Annotated in this window: 17 protein-coding genes and 1 pseudogene; 9 read left to right on the forward strand and 9 right to left on the reverse strand. The window is 32.9% G+C overall.

What is annotated here, in order from left to right:
• Positions 1–50 precede the first annotated feature (50 nt).
• The 6 genes from DZ60_RS0108745 (at position 51) to DZ60_RS0108770 (ending at position 4,350) form a co-directional block, all read left to right on the forward strand.
• Positions 51–953 carry a geranylgeranylglycerol-phosphate geranylgeranyltransferase gene (locus tag DZ60_RS0108745; protein WP_051477610.1) on the forward strand — a complete coding sequence of 301 codons (903 nt, stop codon included), beginning with the start codon at positions 51–53 and terminating at the stop codon, positions 951–953.
• Between the two features lie 4 nt (positions 954–957).
• Positions 958–1,545 (forward strand): Maf-like protein, encoded by a 588-nt coding sequence (locus DZ60_RS0108750; protein WP_025741712.1) that lies wholly within the window; start codon positions 958–960, stop codon positions 1,543–1,545.
• 39 nt (positions 1,546–1,584) lie between these two features.
• A complete protein-coding gene (locus tag DZ60_RS0108755) occupies positions 1,585–2,526 on the forward strand; it encodes a hypothetical protein (RefSeq protein WP_025741713.1) in 942 nt (313 codons plus the stop codon).
• A 13-nt stretch (positions 2,527–2,539) separates the two neighbouring features.
• Entirely contained in the window at positions 2,540–2,830 is a 291-nt protein-coding gene (locus DZ60_RS0108760; protein ID WP_025741714.1) for a 4a-hydroxytetrahydrobiopterin dehydratase, read from the forward strand.
• A gap of 86 nt (positions 2,831–2,916) precedes the next feature.
• A complete protein-coding gene (locus tag DZ60_RS0108765; protein ID WP_025741715.1) occupies positions 2,917–3,642 on the forward strand; it encodes a YebC/PmpR family DNA-binding transcriptional regulator in 726 nt (241 codons plus the stop codon).
• A gap of 195 nt (positions 3,643–3,837) precedes the next feature.
• Positions 3,838–4,350: a hypothetical protein gene (locus DZ60_RS0108770; RefSeq protein ID WP_241448735.1), complete on the forward strand. Its 513-nt coding sequence runs from the start codon at positions 3,838–3,840 to the stop codon at positions 4,348–4,350.
• Here DZ60_RS0108770 and DZ60_RS0108775 read toward each other — a convergent pair.
• The 4 genes and pseudogenes from DZ60_RS0108775 to DZ60_RS0108785 form a co-directional block, all read right to left on the reverse strand.
• Positions 4,347–4,907 carry a 1-acyl-sn-glycerol-3-phosphate acyltransferase gene (locus DZ60_RS0108775; RefSeq protein WP_025741717.1) on the reverse strand — a complete coding sequence of 187 codons (561 nt, stop codon included), beginning with the start codon at positions 4,905–4,907 and terminating at the stop codon, positions 4,347–4,349. The two genes, DZ60_RS0108770 and DZ60_RS0108775, sit on opposite strands and share 4 nt — an antisense overlap.
• Before the next feature lie 20 nt (positions 4,908–4,927).
• A complete protein-coding gene (locus DZ60_RS25570) occupies positions 4,928–5,989 on the reverse strand; it encodes an iron-containing alcohol dehydrogenase family protein (RefSeq protein ID WP_025741718.1) in 1,062 nt (353 codons plus the stop codon).
• An 84-nt stretch (positions 5,990–6,073) separates the two neighbouring features.
• A pseudogene (gene kdsB / locus DZ60_RS25575) lies at positions 6,074–6,778 on the reverse strand (3-deoxy-manno-octulosonate cytidylyltransferase); the annotation flags it as partial.
• Between the two features lie 153 nt (positions 6,779–6,931).
• Positions 6,932–8,359 (reverse strand): ATP-dependent DNA helicase, encoded by a 1,428-nt coding sequence (locus DZ60_RS0108785; RefSeq protein WP_025741719.1) that lies wholly within the window; start codon positions 8,357–8,359, stop codon positions 6,932–6,934.
• A gap of 123 nt (positions 8,360–8,482) precedes the next feature.
• Here DZ60_RS0108785 and DZ60_RS0108790 point away from each other — a divergent pair, with 123 nt between their 5' ends.
• From DZ60_RS0108790 to DZ60_RS0108800, 3 genes are read left to right on the forward strand one after another with little or no spacing between them, the layout of a single operon-like run.
• Positions 8,483–9,127 carry a hypothetical protein gene (locus tag DZ60_RS0108790; RefSeq protein ID WP_025741720.1) on the forward strand — a complete coding sequence of 215 codons (645 nt, stop codon included), beginning with the start codon at positions 8,483–8,485 and terminating at the stop codon, positions 9,125–9,127.
• Positions 9,128–9,140: 13 nt separating this feature from the next.
• Positions 9,141–9,935 carry a DUF3822 family protein gene (locus tag DZ60_RS0108795; RefSeq protein ID WP_161634379.1) on the forward strand — a complete coding sequence of 265 codons (795 nt, stop codon included), beginning with the start codon at positions 9,141–9,143 and terminating at the stop codon, positions 9,933–9,935.
• A 3-nt stretch (positions 9,936–9,938) separates the two neighbouring features.
• A complete protein-coding gene (locus DZ60_RS0108800; RefSeq protein ID WP_025741722.1) occupies positions 9,939–10,478 on the forward strand; it encodes an RsmD family RNA methyltransferase in 540 nt (179 codons plus the stop codon).
• 50 nt (positions 10,479–10,528) lie between these two features.
• Here DZ60_RS0108800 and DZ60_RS0108805 read toward each other — a convergent pair whose 3' ends face one another.
• The 5 genes from DZ60_RS0108805 to DZ60_RS0108825 all read right to left on the reverse strand — a co-directional run bounded on the left by DZ60_RS0108805 (position 10,529) and on the right by DZ60_RS0108825 (position 16,137).
• Positions 10,529–10,978: a hypothetical protein gene (locus tag DZ60_RS0108805; protein WP_025741723.1), complete on the reverse strand. Its 450-nt coding sequence runs from the start codon at positions 10,976–10,978 to the stop codon at positions 10,529–10,531.
• Positions 10,979–11,147: 169 nt separating this feature from the next.
• Positions 11,148–14,072, reverse strand: a complete 2,925-nt coding sequence (locus DZ60_RS0108810; protein WP_241448736.1) for a glycoside hydrolase family 3 N-terminal domain-containing protein — start codon at positions 14,070–14,072, stop codon at positions 11,148–11,150.
• A 7-nt stretch (positions 14,073–14,079) separates the two neighbouring features.
• The gene (locus DZ60_RS0108815; RefSeq protein ID WP_025741725.1) at positions 14,080–14,565 is read right to left on the reverse strand and encodes a hypothetical protein; all 486 of its coding nucleotides are present in this window, start codon (positions 14,563–14,565) and stop codon (positions 14,080–14,082) included.
• Between the two features lie 270 nt (positions 14,566–14,835).
• Positions 14,836–15,627, reverse strand: coding sequence for a (Fe-S)-binding protein (locus DZ60_RS0108820; RefSeq protein ID WP_025741726.1), 792 nt, complete (start codon positions 15,625–15,627; stop codon positions 14,836–14,838).
• 63 nt (positions 15,628–15,690) lie between these two features.
• Positions 15,691–16,137: an LNS2 domain-containing protein gene (locus DZ60_RS0108825; RefSeq protein WP_025741727.1), complete on the reverse strand. Its 447-nt coding sequence runs from the start codon at positions 16,135–16,137 to the stop codon at positions 15,691–15,693.
• Positions 16,138–16,157 lie beyond the last annotated feature (20 nt).

Here is a 16,157-nt window from a genome sequence, read left to right on the forward strand (position 1 = left end):
TAATTGTTACTTTTGTTCAGACACTAACTAACCTATTCACTATTGATTATATGAGATCTTATCTTAAACTTATAAAATTAGATAATTTATTAATAATAGCATTAGCACAACTCTGCTTGAAATATGGTCTTTTTGAACCATTTGGTATCGATATTACACTTAACCATTTTGGAATATTTTTACTAATACTTTCAACTGTATTGATAGCAGGTGCCGGAAATATTATAATAGAAATCTATAATAGGGAAACCTCAGATCCAAAAAACCTTTTGTATGGTTCTATCTCAGAAAAGTCAGCAAATAAATTGTTTATTATCCTTAATGTAATCGGTGTTTCTATAGGTTTTTATCTGGCAAATATGATTGGTCGACCTGGATTTGCAGCTATTTTTATCATCGTATCCGGAATATTTTATGTCTATGCTTCATATCTCAAAGAAATTGTTGTTCTAAAAAATTGTATTCCAGCTATTTTGGCAGGACTTAGTTTGATTGTCATAGGAGTTTTTGATCTTCTTCCTGCAATAACCCCAAAAAATAAAGCTTCGCAAACAGTTATATTTTCGATTATTCTGGATTACGCATTGTTTTCATTTATCATCGTTGTGCTAAGAGAGATTTTAAAAGATTGCCTACATATGGATAGAGATCATAACATACAAATAAGAACAATTCCTGTTATTCTTGGTAAAAGCAGAACAATAAAACTTATCGGAGTATTAACGGCACTGCCTATCGCGTGTGTCTTTATTTACATCTATACGTACCTCTTTTCTAATACTGAGGCGGTGCTTTTTGTTTTATCACTTATTATTGCTCCTTTACTTTATTTTATGATCAAGTGTTTTTACTCAGAATCTGATAAAAGTTTACGTCATTTGAGTCTAGTCCTAAAAGGTATATTGGTTACTACATCATTTTCTTTGTTATTATATCAATTCGTTTTAAAATAAAATAATGCTACAAAATTTATTAAAAAACAAAAACATCATTCTTGCTTCTGGATCCCCAAGAAGACAGCAATTTTTTAAAGATCTTAATTTGGATTTCACTATTCAACTAAAAGAAATTCAAGAAATTTATCCCGATCATCTTATTGCAGAAGAAATATCAAATTACTTGGCTAAACTAAAAGCGAATGCTTTTAACGATCTCAAAGCACAAGATATTTTAATTACCAGTGATACGATTGTTTGGCATAATAATAAGGCATTAGGAAAACCAAAAAACCTAGAAGAGGCAGTTCAGATGATTCGTTCTTTCTCTGATGACACTCATGAAGTTATAACCTCTGTTTGTTTTAAAACTACTGAACAAACTAAAATCGTTTACCAAAGTACCAAAGTCACTTTTAAAAAACTTTCTGAAGACGAAATACAATATTATGTAAACACCTACAAACCCCTCGATAAAGCTGGAGCATATGGAATACAAGAGTGGATAGGATTTATTGGCATATCGCGTATAGAAGGAAGCTATTTTAATGTAATGGGACTCCCAACGCATCTTGTTTATGAAACGTTAAGAGAACTTGCAGAATCATAGGTTTATCGTAATTTGCTATTTCTTCAAAAGAATTCTTCTATGAAAATGCTATTTCTATTAACTAGTTTAATCAGTTTGTTGCTTGTAACCGCTTGCAATCAAATGAATGCTGAGGCAGTAGTTGAGCCTACAAAAAAAAGTATTGTTGAGCATATTGAGCAAACCAAACCAAAAAAGGATCTTCCCGATGGTTTTAAAGACTACTGGTATGAAGGCAAAGCAGAGATTTCTTCTTATTATTTAGAACAAGCGAGATATGGTGAAATAAGAAAAGGAACTGCGGTCCTTATTTATGTAACAGAAGACTTTCTTCCAAAAAAGCAAGTAAAAGCAGATAATCAAAACACCAGAAACATTCCTGTTCTAAAACTTAATGCAACCAAAAATTTTAATACAGGTATCTATCCATACGCTATCATGCAAAGCACATTTTATCCTGTTGCAGACAATCAGCATGCCCTAAAGGTATCCAGTTCAATGCAAGAATGGTGTGGTCATGTCTATTCGCAGTTAAATAACCGTGAACACTTCGAGATTGTTTCACATTCGTATTTTGAAAATGAAGCAGACACCAAATTTACGTTGGATAAAGCTTTTCTTGAAAATGAAATATGGACAAAGATTAGAATTAGTCCAGAAGAACTTCCTCTGGGAACTATTGAAATTATTCCTTCTTTTGAGTTTTGTAGGTTAAAGCATAAGGAGATTAAAGCATACAAAGCAAAGGCATCTCTACAAAAAAATGATTCAACGACTACCTATATCTTAGAGTATCCAGAATTAAAACGTAGTATTAGCATCACATTCACAACTAGTTTTCCTTACGAAATTGAAGAATGGAGCGAAACATTTACCAGTGGATTTGGAAATAGTGCAAAAGAAATGACCACAACAGCTACTAAAACAAAACAAATAAAATCACCCTATTGGCGTAAAAACAGCAATCAGGATGAGGTCCTAAGAAAAGAACTTGGATTATAAATTAAAAAAAGAAATGACGAAATTATCAGCATTAGAAATACACGAAAAATTAAAAAATATAGATGGATGGGAGTATAATGACAATGCTCTTCATACCTCTTTTGAATTCAATGACTTTAAAGATGCCTTTTCTGTAATGACAAGAATTGCCTTTGAAGCAGAATTACAACAGCATCACCCTGATTGGTCAAATGTTTACAACCGATTACAAATCAGTCTTTCTACGCATGATGCAAATGGTGTAACCGAAAAAGACTTCAAATTAGCTAAAACAATCGATGACATTATAGAAGGTGATCAATAGCAACTTTTAATCACATAAACCAAATTAACATTTGTCAAAAACTTGGTTTCTACTTATGTTTGTATTTAGATTTTTAAAATAAGAATATGGGAAGAGCTTTTGAATTTAGAAAGGCGCGTAAGATGAAACGTTGGTCAGCAATGGCAAAAGCGTTTACTCGAATCGGTAAGGACATCGTAATGGCGGTAAAAGAAGGAGGACCAGATCCTGACTCTAATTCACGTCTAAGAGCTGTTATACAGAATGCAAAATCTGTGAACATGCCAAAAGATAATATCGAACGTGCTATTAAAAGAGCTTCAGACAAAAGTCAGGGTGAATATAAAGAAGTCCTTTTTGAAGGATATGCTCCTCACGGAATCGCTATTTTGGTAGAAACAGCAACTGACAATAACAATAGAACGGTAGCAAATATCCGTTCTTATTTTAATAAATGTGACGGAAACCTAGGAACTTCGGGATCGGTAGAGTTTATGTTTGATCACTCCTGTAATTTTAGGATTAATGGAGAGGGATTAGATCCAGAAGAATTAGAACTAGAATTTATTGATTTTGGAGCAGAAGAAGTTTTTCAGGATGAAGATGGTATATTAATTTATGCACCCTTCGGAAGCTTTGGTGCTATACAAAAAGAATTAGAGAGTCGAGAAATCGAAATATTGTCTTCAGGTTTTGAACGTATACCACAGGTGACTAAAAAACTTACCCCAGAGCAAGCAGCAGATGTAGATAAGCTTTTAGAAAAAATAGAAGAAGATGACGACGTCCAAAACGTCTATCATACTATGGAAGAATCCTCTGCAGAAGATTAAAAAATCTTAACCAATTTTATAGTCATTTCGCTTAGAAATAACTCATATACTCACCTCACTAACTGAGAGAGTTATAAATTTTTCAAGTACAAAACTATCAAATTGTTAGTATACTCTTAAAAAAGACCACCTAATTAAGGTGGTCTTTTTTTGTTATGTTGGACGTAAAAAATCGACAAAACTATAAATCATGTTATGAAACAATTATTGCTACTTTCCTTAGTATGGTTCTCATTGGTAGTATCTGCTCAAAATGAGCATATGAATACAGATCAAATTGGTATAATCATTAAACAAAAGGTAGACACCATTACAGGTATCACTGGTAATTGGAAATTTCTTTACCACAAAGTCCCAATGTATTGTATAACAGATTCAAAAAATAATAGAATGAGAATTATATCTCCTATAGTGGCGTCTCAAAGCCTTTCGGAGGAAATTATATTAGATGCTTTAACCGCTAATTTTCATTCTGCTCTCGATGTAAAATATGCAATATCACAAGGCATTCTATGGTCAGCATACATTCATCCTCTAAAAGAGCTAACGAAGAACCAATTAGAAAGTGCACTTTCTCAAGTATATTATGCCAATATAAATTTTGGTACGACTTATTCTAGCACCCCACTTATTTTTGGAGGAAAAAACACAGATAATAACCCACCTCCTGAGGAAGAAATTAAAAACAACAAAACCCAGAAGTTTTAATTCGGATGAAAATCAAAGCTATACTCAGGTACTTTACCTTTGACACCACTAAAAAAACTATACATAAACTCGAAGTCTTTCTTAATATTATCTGTTGGATAAAATGGCTCTGAAATCACATTTTGCTTTTTACCAAAGTCAAAAGTGATCATTATGATAGGAACATCTGCTGCTTTTGCAATATGATAAAAACCAGTTTTCCATTCTTTTACTTTTTTCCTTGTGCCTTCTGGTGCAATTGTTAATCGCAGCTCTTCTCTGGTTTTAAAAAGTTCGGCTATGGCTTCAACTTTATTCTGTCCGGGGGTACGATCAAGCGAAATACCTCCTACCTTTCTTAAATACCAACCTATTGGCCATTTAAACAGCTCTTTTTTACCTAAAAAGCTAATTTTGATACCTTCTAGTTGCCGAATGAGCAAACCAATATAAAAGTCATGCCAGCTAGTATGAGGAACAGCTATTATGATACACTTTTTTACAGTATCAGAACTAAAATTGCCACTATAGGTCCACCCCATGAGTTTGTAATATATAAATCGAGCAATACTTCTCATAAGGCAAAAGATTAAGTATTTTATAAAGACCTATAAAGTTCTTTTAGTTTATCAGCATTGATCTTAGTTTTCCAATCACTTCCTAAAGCATTTTCCCATAGTGGTTCTAGGCTTAATGCAACTCTTGTCATAGTATTTAACTGATCTTCTGTGACATTTGCACAAACCCCTGTCGGTAAATCAATATTATGATATGCTTTCATTTTTTTGAACGTTGCAACCCCCTCAGGATAGTATTCGCCTAATTTATCAAATACAATACAATTTCCTATACCATGCTTTGTTCCTAATACATATGCTAATCCATAACTCATTGCATGCGCAACACCTACCTGCGAGTAGGCAATACTCATTCCTCCATGCCAAGAGGCCATCATTAATTTTGCATCTGCAGATTCTTTACTAAGCGTATTTTCTAGAAAGATCTCATTACAAAGCTCTAATGCTTTTTCTCCATAGCTTTGGCTAAAAGCGTTTAAAAAAGTTCCATTAAGAGATTCAACACAATGAATATAACAGTCCATACCTGTATAAAACCACTGATTCTTAGGAACATTCTTAATTAGCTCAGGATCGAGTATAACCTGATCAAACGGTGTAAAATCAGAATTAATACCCAATTTACGTTCAGGACCTGTCAATACGGTTGTGCGAGAAATTTCTGCTCCTGTTCCCGATATGGTAGGTACTCCTACATGATATAGAGCCTTATTTTTTACAAGATCCCAGCCTTGATAATCAGCTGCACTTCCTGGATTTGTAACCATTATTGCAACCGCCTTTGATAAATCCAAAATAGACCCTCCTCCGATACCAATAATGCCACTAGGAATGTATTGAGAATTGCTTAGTATTTTTTCTACAATTTTGTCTACCTGAGAAGTTTTTGGTTCTTCGGCTGTTGACACATATAATATTTCATCTGTATAGGACAAAGAGATTCTCTCTTCTACAAACTGCTTTTGATCTTTAAAAACATCATCAATCAAGTAGATAAAAGGAGCAATACCATTACGCTCCGGAGAAATTATTTCCTTAATTTGATTAAATGATCCTTTCCCATACACCACTTTAGGGACCATAGGGAAATTCTTATGTTTCTTAGCAGTTACTATTGGTTCTGATTCAATTGTAGTATGTTGATTCAACGAATTTTCTTTATTAATTATTTTTTTTGCTCTCTCAAGATCTTCAGGTGTATCAATTTCTACTCCTTCATGAGCTGTCTCTACCATCTTGATATTCTTACCATACTCTAAATATCGTATACATTCAATTTTCTCAGAAGCTTCTAATGACCTCATTGACAATCTGTAAAAATCCAAAATCGCTTGTTTCCGAAAGGCATAAACACCTTTATGTTTATGATAGACGTGATTTATTTCTTTGTCCCTTGGGTATGGAATGGGAGCTCTAGAAAAATATAATGCATAATTATTTTCATCAACAATTACCTTAACGCTATTTGGGTTCATAATATCATCCCAATCATTCATTGGCGTCATAAGGCTTGCCAAATCTATACGATGAGAATCTTCTTGATAAAACACATCCAAAACTTTCTCTAAACTTTCTCTATCAGTAAAAGGTTCATCACCTTGCACATTCACAACGATATCTACCTCCATATCCTCTACTGCCTCGGCAATCCTATCGCTACCACAAGTATGCTCTTTCTTACTCATAATAGCAATTCCTCCTTGTGAAGAAATTTCATTATAAATAATATCGCTGTCGGTCACCACATAAACTTCATCAAAAAGTTTCGATTTTATAGTTGCTTCATATGTTCTCGTAATCACTGTTTTACCACCTAAATCTTGCATAAGTTTACCGGGAAAACGCGTAGCCGCATATCTCGCAGGAATCATTGCGATAACTTTTAGAGTATTTTTGCTCAAAATTTCATTGCTTTTTTGTGAATACAAAAATAACTTTTTTAAATTAAATTACTCATTGACCTATTACTTAGTTTTAGAAGAAATTAAAAAAACACTTCAAACATCCTTTATAAACTAACCCTATTAATCTTCTGCAAAAAAATCCTTAGAAAACCCTATTAGGTATAATTTCTTTTTTGCCCTGGTTACCGCAGTATACAACCATCTCAAGTAATCTTTATTAGGACCATCAGGAAGATATGGTTGCTCTACAAAAACAGTATCCCATTGTCCTCCTTGAGACTTATGACATGTTATTGCATATGAGAATTTCACTTGTAGCGCATTAAAATAACGATTATTTTTTACTCCTATAAATTTCTTGTACTTCGAACTTTCATTTGCAAAATCCTTTAACACCTCTTGATACAAGTTATTGGATTCTTCGTACGATAAAGAGGGGGTTTCTGAGGTTAGAGTATCTAATATAAGAACCGTTTCAAACGGCTTTTGATTCGGATAATCAACCATATCAATAGTTACTACCGCAAACCGAAATCCGTATAGTTCTTTAATCGAAAAAATTTCTAAAACCTTGATAATATCACCGTTAGCAATAAAACCAGCCTCACTTGTATTGTCTAGCCAAAAATAATTATTCTTAACTACCATCAGGTAATCTCCTGATGAAAGCTCTTCTTCTTGAAAAAGTATTCGAGACCGAATTTGTTGATTATATATATTTGCTCTTTTGTTCGATCTAAGAATGATTACTGATTCTTCATGCCCTAAATTGGTATATGCATCATTAAGGGCTTCTATAATCTCATGTCCATCAAAAAAACGAATAACATCAGGGTATCCATCAATCTGAAACTGAAAAGCATCATAAAACTCATCATGCAATACCTCTCTTAGGTGGGTTGCATTCATCAAAATACCACTATTTTCTGCTTGTCTAACAACTTCATCTAACTCTATCTGCTCTACATCTTTATTAAACCCAACAGACAAAATATTAGCGTCAAGAGCAGGGCTAACTTCTAGTTTTACAGGTGGTAATTGTGCTGTATCGCCAATAAAAAGAATTTTACAATTAAACCCAGAATAGACAAATAGCATCAAATCATCAAGTAAAGAACCATTTTCAAATAATTTACTATCACTTGGTGTATCAGGAATCATAGAGGCTTCATCAACAATAAAAATTGTATTTCGACTTTTATTTTGTTTTAATTGAAAAGCTACTCCACCATTTTTATTTTTCTTCGGATAATAAATATTTCTATGAATTGTCTGTGCATGTTTTCCAGAATAATTACTAATCACTTTAGCCGCTCGTCCAGTGGGTGCCAGCAAAACAGCATTCATCTTAGCTTTCCATAAGTTTTTAACCAAAGCACCTACTAGAGTTGTTTTTCCAGTTCCTGCATATCCTTTTAACAAAAAAACAGCTTCTTTAGACTTAGATAATGCAAATTGCGATAGCTTTTGCAGCACTATATCCTGTTTTAGCGTCGGGGCAAAAGGAAAATCATCTTTTAACAGCTTATAAAATTCATTTTCCTTCATCAAAAATTTCTATTAATAATTTAATAAATCAAAGATAGGGATGATTTTTTGGCAATAAACTTTTACGATTGAAAAAAAATTGTAGATTTGCGTATACACTAATGTTTAAAGCTTAATCATAAAATGAAAATTGTTATTCAATTAGTTCTCTGGGTAGTTATAGGAGTTTTAGGATACTTGGTATTCAATTCTGTAATGGGACCCGTAAGATTCAATAAAGTTAAAAAAGTAAGATACGCAAAAGCTGTAGAAAACTTAAGAGATATTCGTACAGCCCAGTTAGCCCATAGAACGGTAACCGGCAAGTTTGAAAAAGATCCTGTAAAGTTAATTTCCTTTATAGATACTGCTAAGTTTACACTTACTCAAAGAAGAGATTCTAGTTTTATAAGATTTAATGAAATACTTAAAATTGATGAACCTAGAGATACTGTTGTTATTGACACTTTGGGGTATGCATCTATCAAGGATTCTTTATTTAAAAACAACAGTCATAAAGATATGATGAAAATTCCTTTAGAGGGAGTTGACGCGACTTTTAAGATGGATGCGGGTTATATCAATAAGAATGACCTAAGAATTCCTGTTTTTGAAGCTAAAGTAGACAAAGAAGTTTTATTGGGTGATCTTGATAAAGATTTACTAGCACAAGAAAAAGAAGTTGTATCTGTTGATGGTGTTAATGGTCCTTCACTTTCGGTTGGATCTATGACTGAAGTAATGACTTCTGGTAATTGGCCAAGAACATATGGTGAAAACGACCAATAATAATATAGACACTATGTCAAGAAAACTGTCCATTCAGGTAAGCCTGAATGGACTTTCTTTTTGTTCAGCACTAGTTAATAATCAAGAAATAATTGCATTAGAGCATCAAAATTTCGGAATTCAATTAACCCCTGAACAAGTACTAGACAAAATAAAATACAATTTTAACTTTAATAAAAATTTAAAGTATGATTTTGAGTCTATAGAAGTTATCTATCAAAATGACCTCTATACAGTCGTTCCTCAACCTCTTTTTGACGAAAAATTTTTAAAAGAATATTTACGCTATAACACAAAAGTACTGTCAAATGATTTTATAGCATACGACACACTTAATCAGCATGATCTCATAACAGTTTATGTACCTCTCATAAATGTTAATAATTTCTTTTTTGATACTTTTGGAGCCTTTACTTATAAACATTCGACCACCATTTTAATGAATTCCTTGCTAGCACAGGAAAAAAACAGTGAGTCTACTTCGGTATTCGTGAATATATGCAACATTCGTTTTGACCTTATTGTAATAAATAAAGGCAATTTACTATTATGCAATACATTTATGTACGATACAAAAGAAGATTTTTTATATTATCTTATGTTTACTACAGAGCAATTAGGGCTTAATCCAGAAGAATTCGAACTAATTTTTCTCGGTGAAGTTTCTGATGATAGTGATTTTTTTACTATTGCTTATAAATACATTCGTAATATACGTTTTGGAAAACGTCATAAAAATATAAAACTAACAGAGGATCTAAATGACATACAACCACACGAGCATTACGCATTACTAAGCCATTTTTGACACATGAGGATTATTTCAGGAAAATACAAAGGAAAACGACTTACTGCACCAAAAAAACTGCCTGTACGCCCAACAACCGATATCGCAAAAGAAGGCTTGTTTAATATTCTAACCAATGTCTATGATTTTGCAGAGATATCTATACTTGACCTTTTTTCGGGAACCGGAAACATTAGCTATGAATTTGCTTCTCGCGGCTCTAAAAATATTATAGCCGTAGACGGACATTATGCCTGTGTAGGTTATATCAAAAATGTCGCAAAAGAACTTGACTTACCTATACATACAATAAAAAGTGACGTATATGACTATCTAAAAAAAGTAAAAACGAAAGCTGATATTATCTTTGCCGATCCTCCTTATGATTTTACCACAGATCAATTTCTAGAAATTGCAACATTGGTCTTTGAGAATAATTTATTAAACGAAGAAGGTATATTAATTATTGAACACTCAAAACACACCTCTCTAGAAGGTGCGGTTAATTTAAGAAATTCAAGAAAATACGGTGGATCAGTTTTTAGTTTTTTCGAAAATATTTAGAATAAACTTTTATTAACAAGGACTTAAAAAAACATTAAATCAAAATTCTTTTAGTGCATTACAGATGTACGAATAGAAAACTCATCAATTGTAGTAATATTACTAAGAGAATAAATCTGATCTGATGTATTATCTATTATATCCTCATAAAAGGCCAAAATCTGCGTATCGAACCCTGGAGTATCTTCTGCAGTAACCTTAAATATATCCATTTGATATATAAAATTATTAAGAATATGATGACTAGAAGTTAGCATTGCTTTGTAAATTTTTAATTTGGTCTTTTCTATCAAAGACTCTTTATGCCTTCTACGGTGATCAATATATACAAATCCAAAGAATACAAGTAAAGGAATTAATACGCTATCAAATCCGTGATGTTTTAAACGAATTAAAAAATTAATAAGTTGTTCAAACACTTCTAATTCTAAAAAAACAGATGTAAAATAAAGAAAGGAGGAAAGTACCAATCCTACGATTGTTAGTTTATAGTTATTCATTGTGGCTGTGGGGTTAAGTGTATAATTATTCTATGACTACTAGGTTTATGATTATGATTATGTGAAAAAATACGTTTGTAGGCTTTATTATTGAAATATAATTAAAAAAAATCAAAAAATAACACGAAACGAGTTTTTTAACACCGCAATCATACTGTTAAGCCGTAAATCAATAATCAATAGCATCATATATAATCCTCTGAATTTCAGACCTAATATCATTAGATATCAGTTTTCTATTCGCAGGATTAGGGAATGTACGGTTGCTAAGAAAAACATATACAATTTCTTCCTCGGGGTCGGCCCAAGCAAATGTACCCGTAAAACCACTATGTCCAAAACTAGTCATAGAAACACACCCGCAAGTTGGCCCCAAATCTCCTAATTGCGGTTTATCAAACCCAATCCCCCTGCGCACATCTTTATAACAATAGTGACATTTATTAAACTCTTCTAGAGTTTGGGTATTGAAATATTCTTTACCACCATAGTAACCACCATTAAGATACATTTGCATGATCTTAGTAACATCATTAGCATTAGCAAATAATCCGGCATGGCCCCCTACCCCTCCAAGCATAGCTGCTCCTTGATCATGAACATATCCGTGAATTATATCACCTCTAAAAAATTGGTCATTTTCTGTTGGTACTATTCTTCTCTTCTTAAATTTTTCTAAAGGCAAATAGGACATATTATTTGCTCCCATGGGCCTATAAAAGTGTTGCTGAGCTAATTCGTTAAGTTCATTTTCATAGTGATCCTCTATAAATCTTTGCATAAGATAGAATGGTAGATCACTATATTTATAACGTAGTCTTTTTCGCAAATCACTATCTCTAATTTTCAAAAGCAATGAATCTTTCATATCACTTCTGAAATACAAATTATTCGTTACCTCTATATTAAACTCATCAGATCTAAAATTTCTGTAATACTTTTTATCCGGTCTTCGTGTCACAGAATCTAACGTTTGTATATAAAAGGGAATCCAAGCTTTCAATCGGGCATAATGGGATAACATCGATCGTATTGTTATATGCTCCTTGTTTGACCCCTTAAAATTGGGTAGCATATCTCCTACTCTGGTATCTAATGAAATAATTCCTTTATCCTTTAATTCTATGGTCAATGGTAATGTCGAAAGTATTTTGGTCAATGATGCAAGGTCATAAATATCATCTCCTTTAACTTTACGTTGCTTGGCATATGTATGATAGCCATAGTTCTTATTAAAAACTACTTTCCCTTTTCTTGCAACAATGAGTTGTAGACCTGGTGTCATTCTTTCTTTCAAAGCAAAATCAACAATAGAATCTATCCTGTTTAGTTTGTATGAATTCATACCAACACTCTCTGGCAATCCATACGACAATCTTTTGAGCGATCTTGTTTCATACCCTGTACCAACAGGAAAATCTTCTCCAATACTAACAGGCAGTTTTCCTTTTGATTCTAGAGCACCAAAAAGCACTTGCGCTGCTTTTTGTTGAGCTAACTCACTATTTTGATACGCCATTAAGATTCCTTCGAGATTTGTCGTTGTCAGCATATCTAACATAGCATAAGGCCTAGAAAACATGGTAAGAATTGTTGTATTCATTCTAGCAATCTCATAAAGCCATACCAATTCTTTATCCTTGAACTTATATGATGCCCAAGGAGAATCATTTGGTTTATGAAAACCTACAATTACGTAATTATAATTCTTCAACTTTTCGATCATATCACCCAACTGATATGCTTTTACCCAATCAACTTTACTATATTTTCTTAATTCTTGATAAAATGCATCTCCAGAATCGTCTCCGAGTGAAACATAAGCTATTTTCTTAAGCTGAAGATTCTTAATAGGTAACGAAGCTCTATCATTTTTGATAACAGTTAATGACTTTTCTACCAATTCATGATTCAGCACCTTATTTTTAAAACTATTTAACTCTTCATATAAATATTCAAGAGGTATGGGCTTATAGTCATGAAGTCCTGCCTTATATTTGGATAGTAAGATTTTCTTAACCGAATTTGATAATCGCTCTTCAGATATTAATCCAGAATAATAAGCAGAAACTATTTTTTGAGATGCTAGAGGCACATCCTCTGACATAAGTAGCACATCATTACCTGCCAAAAAAGCTGCTAAATCAATATCTCCCGGAGCTTTAAAATCTGAAGCTCCCTTCATATTAAGAGCATCTGTAAATACTAAGCCTTTAAATTCTAACTCGTTTTTAAGTAACTCTGACACCACACTTTTAGAAATAGAAGAAGGATAGTCTGATCTACTTTCTAGACTAGGAATATTAAGGTGAGCCACCATTACACTTGAGAGTCCCTCATTAATTAGTTTTTTATAAGGATACAATTCAATACTATCTATTCTCTTCGCATCAAAACTTATTGTTGGTAATGTCAAATGTGAATCACTATCTGTATCACCATGCCCGGGAAAATGCTTAGCACATGCCATAACACCCTCGTTTTGCATGCCTTTCATGAATGAGAGAGATTTCTGAGTTACTTTTTCTTTATCTTCTCCAAAAGATCGATTTCCTATTATTGGGTTTTTAGGATTTGTATTAATATCAACTACGGGGGCAAAATTAATATGAACTCCTAATCGCTTACAGTGTCTTGCTACTTGCCGACCAGTTTCTTCTATAAGCTGATTATCTTGTATAGCACCCAGCGTCATATTCCAGGGAAAAGCTTGAGTAGAGTCTAATCGCATACCAACACCCCATTCTGCATCCATTCCTACCAATAGCGGTATTTTGGATAACGATTGAAATTCATTGTTTAATTTGACTTGTCGTTTTGGACCTCCTGTAGAAAAAATAACCCCCCCTATTTGATAAGCCTCAATAAGCTCCTTTATTTTATCTGTTTCGCTTTTTAAATCAGAAGAAGACACATGTACCATGAATAACTGCCCAACCTTCTCTTTAAGGGTCATTGTATTATAAACATCATCTACCCATTGTTTTTGCTCCTCAAAATCCTCTGTAATCAAAGGGTTCTCTATTTGAGCATAGAAACTAAAAGATACAAGTAATAGGAGAAAAAAAATATTCTTTTGAACTATGTATTGCACGAAAATTTTAGTTTAAAAATCGATTATGCCAACTATCTTTTGCTGGTACTTCCCAATTGGCGCGATATTCAGAAATGGTGGTTACCAAATTATTAAAAACAATCGTATTTGGAGATACTGATCTATTTTTAGCCATTTTTTTAAAATCTGTTAGTGATTTATAGGCTACAAATTCACCTTGTTTATATGAAACATTCATTTTATCCATTAGATCAACGTTATATAGCTTTTCTAACTCCATAATAAAATGAACAGATGCATCAATTGAGCAACCTGTGGCCGCATTAACATCTTGATCCAATCCTATAGTAATAAATCTTTTATATTTGATCTCATAACCAGCCTTAAGATCAGCTCCATGGGCTGTCCATTGATTTACAAAAACATCTAACTTACTTTTTATCTGTTCTAATTCTTCTGATGTAAATGACCTATTTGCCTGATAAATCCATACGCGTGCTGTTTCCGGAAGGTCACTAAATTCTACTAACATTACCTCTTTTTTTTTACAAAAATAACAAAAACTATTCCCAAACAAGGCATAATGGCACCTCTCATATAAAAATACCTTATAAAAACTCTTTCAATCTTGTTTTATGGTGTACAATAGATTGTTATTAGTATTAATAAATTTTCTTCATTATCTATAACACAAACAATTCATTTGTATAGCTCCAAAATTTCACAGAAAAAATTAGAATAAAAAAGAGTTAATATGAACAAACATATTAACTCTACTTATATTGTAAATAAAGGAAAAATCTTACAGATCCTGAGCAGTAGCTATTAGTTCTGCTACATCTAAAACTTGTATGCTTTCTTCTTTTTCTTTGTTTTTTACGCCATCAGTCATCATAGTGTTACAAAATGGACACCCTGCTGCAATAACGTCTGGTTTTGTTTCTAAAGCATCTTCTGTTCTTTCTATATTGACGTCTTTATTTCCGGGTTCTGGTTCTTTAAACATTTGCGCACCGCCTGCTCCACAACACAATCCGTTGCGCTTACAACGCTTCATTTCTATTAATTCTACTTCTAATTTCCTAAGTAAGTCTCTTGGTGCTTCATACTCATTATTAGCTCTACCAAGATAGCATGGATCATGAAATGTTATTCGTTTTCCTTTAAACTTTCCTCCTTCTACTTTTAATCGACCTTCATCCAAAAGAGATTTTAAGAATTGAGTATGATGCATTACTTCATATGCCCCTCCTAATACTGGATATTCGTTTTTTAAGGTATTAAAACAATGCGGACAAGTAGTAACTACTTTTTTTATTTCGTACGCATTCATAACTTCAATATTTGTTACTGCTTGCATCTGAAACAAAAACTCATTGCCTGCTCTTTTGGCAGGATCACCTGTACAACTCTCTTCGGTACCGAGCACAGCAAAGTCAACATTAGCATTATGAAGTAATTTCACAAAAGCCTTCGTTATCTTTTTGGCTCTATCATCAAAACTACCTGCACAACCCACCCAAAATAACACTTCCGGTTTCTTGCCTTCTGCCATATATTCTGCCATAGTAGGCACCTTTACTGTTTCACTCATATATATCCTCTTTTAAAAGTTTTAGGTATTCTTATCAAGAGATTAAAAACAAAAATGAATTATTTAATCATGTTTACCATCATCAAATACCTCAATAGTAACTACTCTTTCTACTAATTCGGTAAATTTCCCTGTGTATCGCGTAGCTTTTACTAAGTGATTATCAATCCAGTGATAGTTACCTCCTCTAGGTTTACCCATCAGTAAACTATGATATTTAAAACCATGTGTTTTTAACCAAGTTTCTGTCACTTCTCTATGGTTCTCTGTTCTAGAAGTGAAGAAACAGATAATATGACCTTCATCATACCACTTATTTAGCGTTACTAACGCATCCGGAAATGGTTCGCAAGTAGCCATTCTTTCTGGCTCTTCATTAGGTACGTCATCAGTAATAGTACCATCAATGTCAATTAGGTAATTTTTAATACCTTCTGGCAACACAGGGCTAATATGTTCTCCTGCCTCTACTTTGTCATGCAATAACTTTTCTACTTCTTCCTTCTTCATGATTTCTTTTTTAAACTAAT

It is taken from the genome of Aquimarina pacifica, assembly GCF_000520955.1.
In the GTDB taxonomy this organism is placed as follows: Bacteria; Bacteroidota; Bacteroidia; order Flavobacteriales; family Flavobacteriaceae; genus Aquimarina; species Aquimarina pacifica.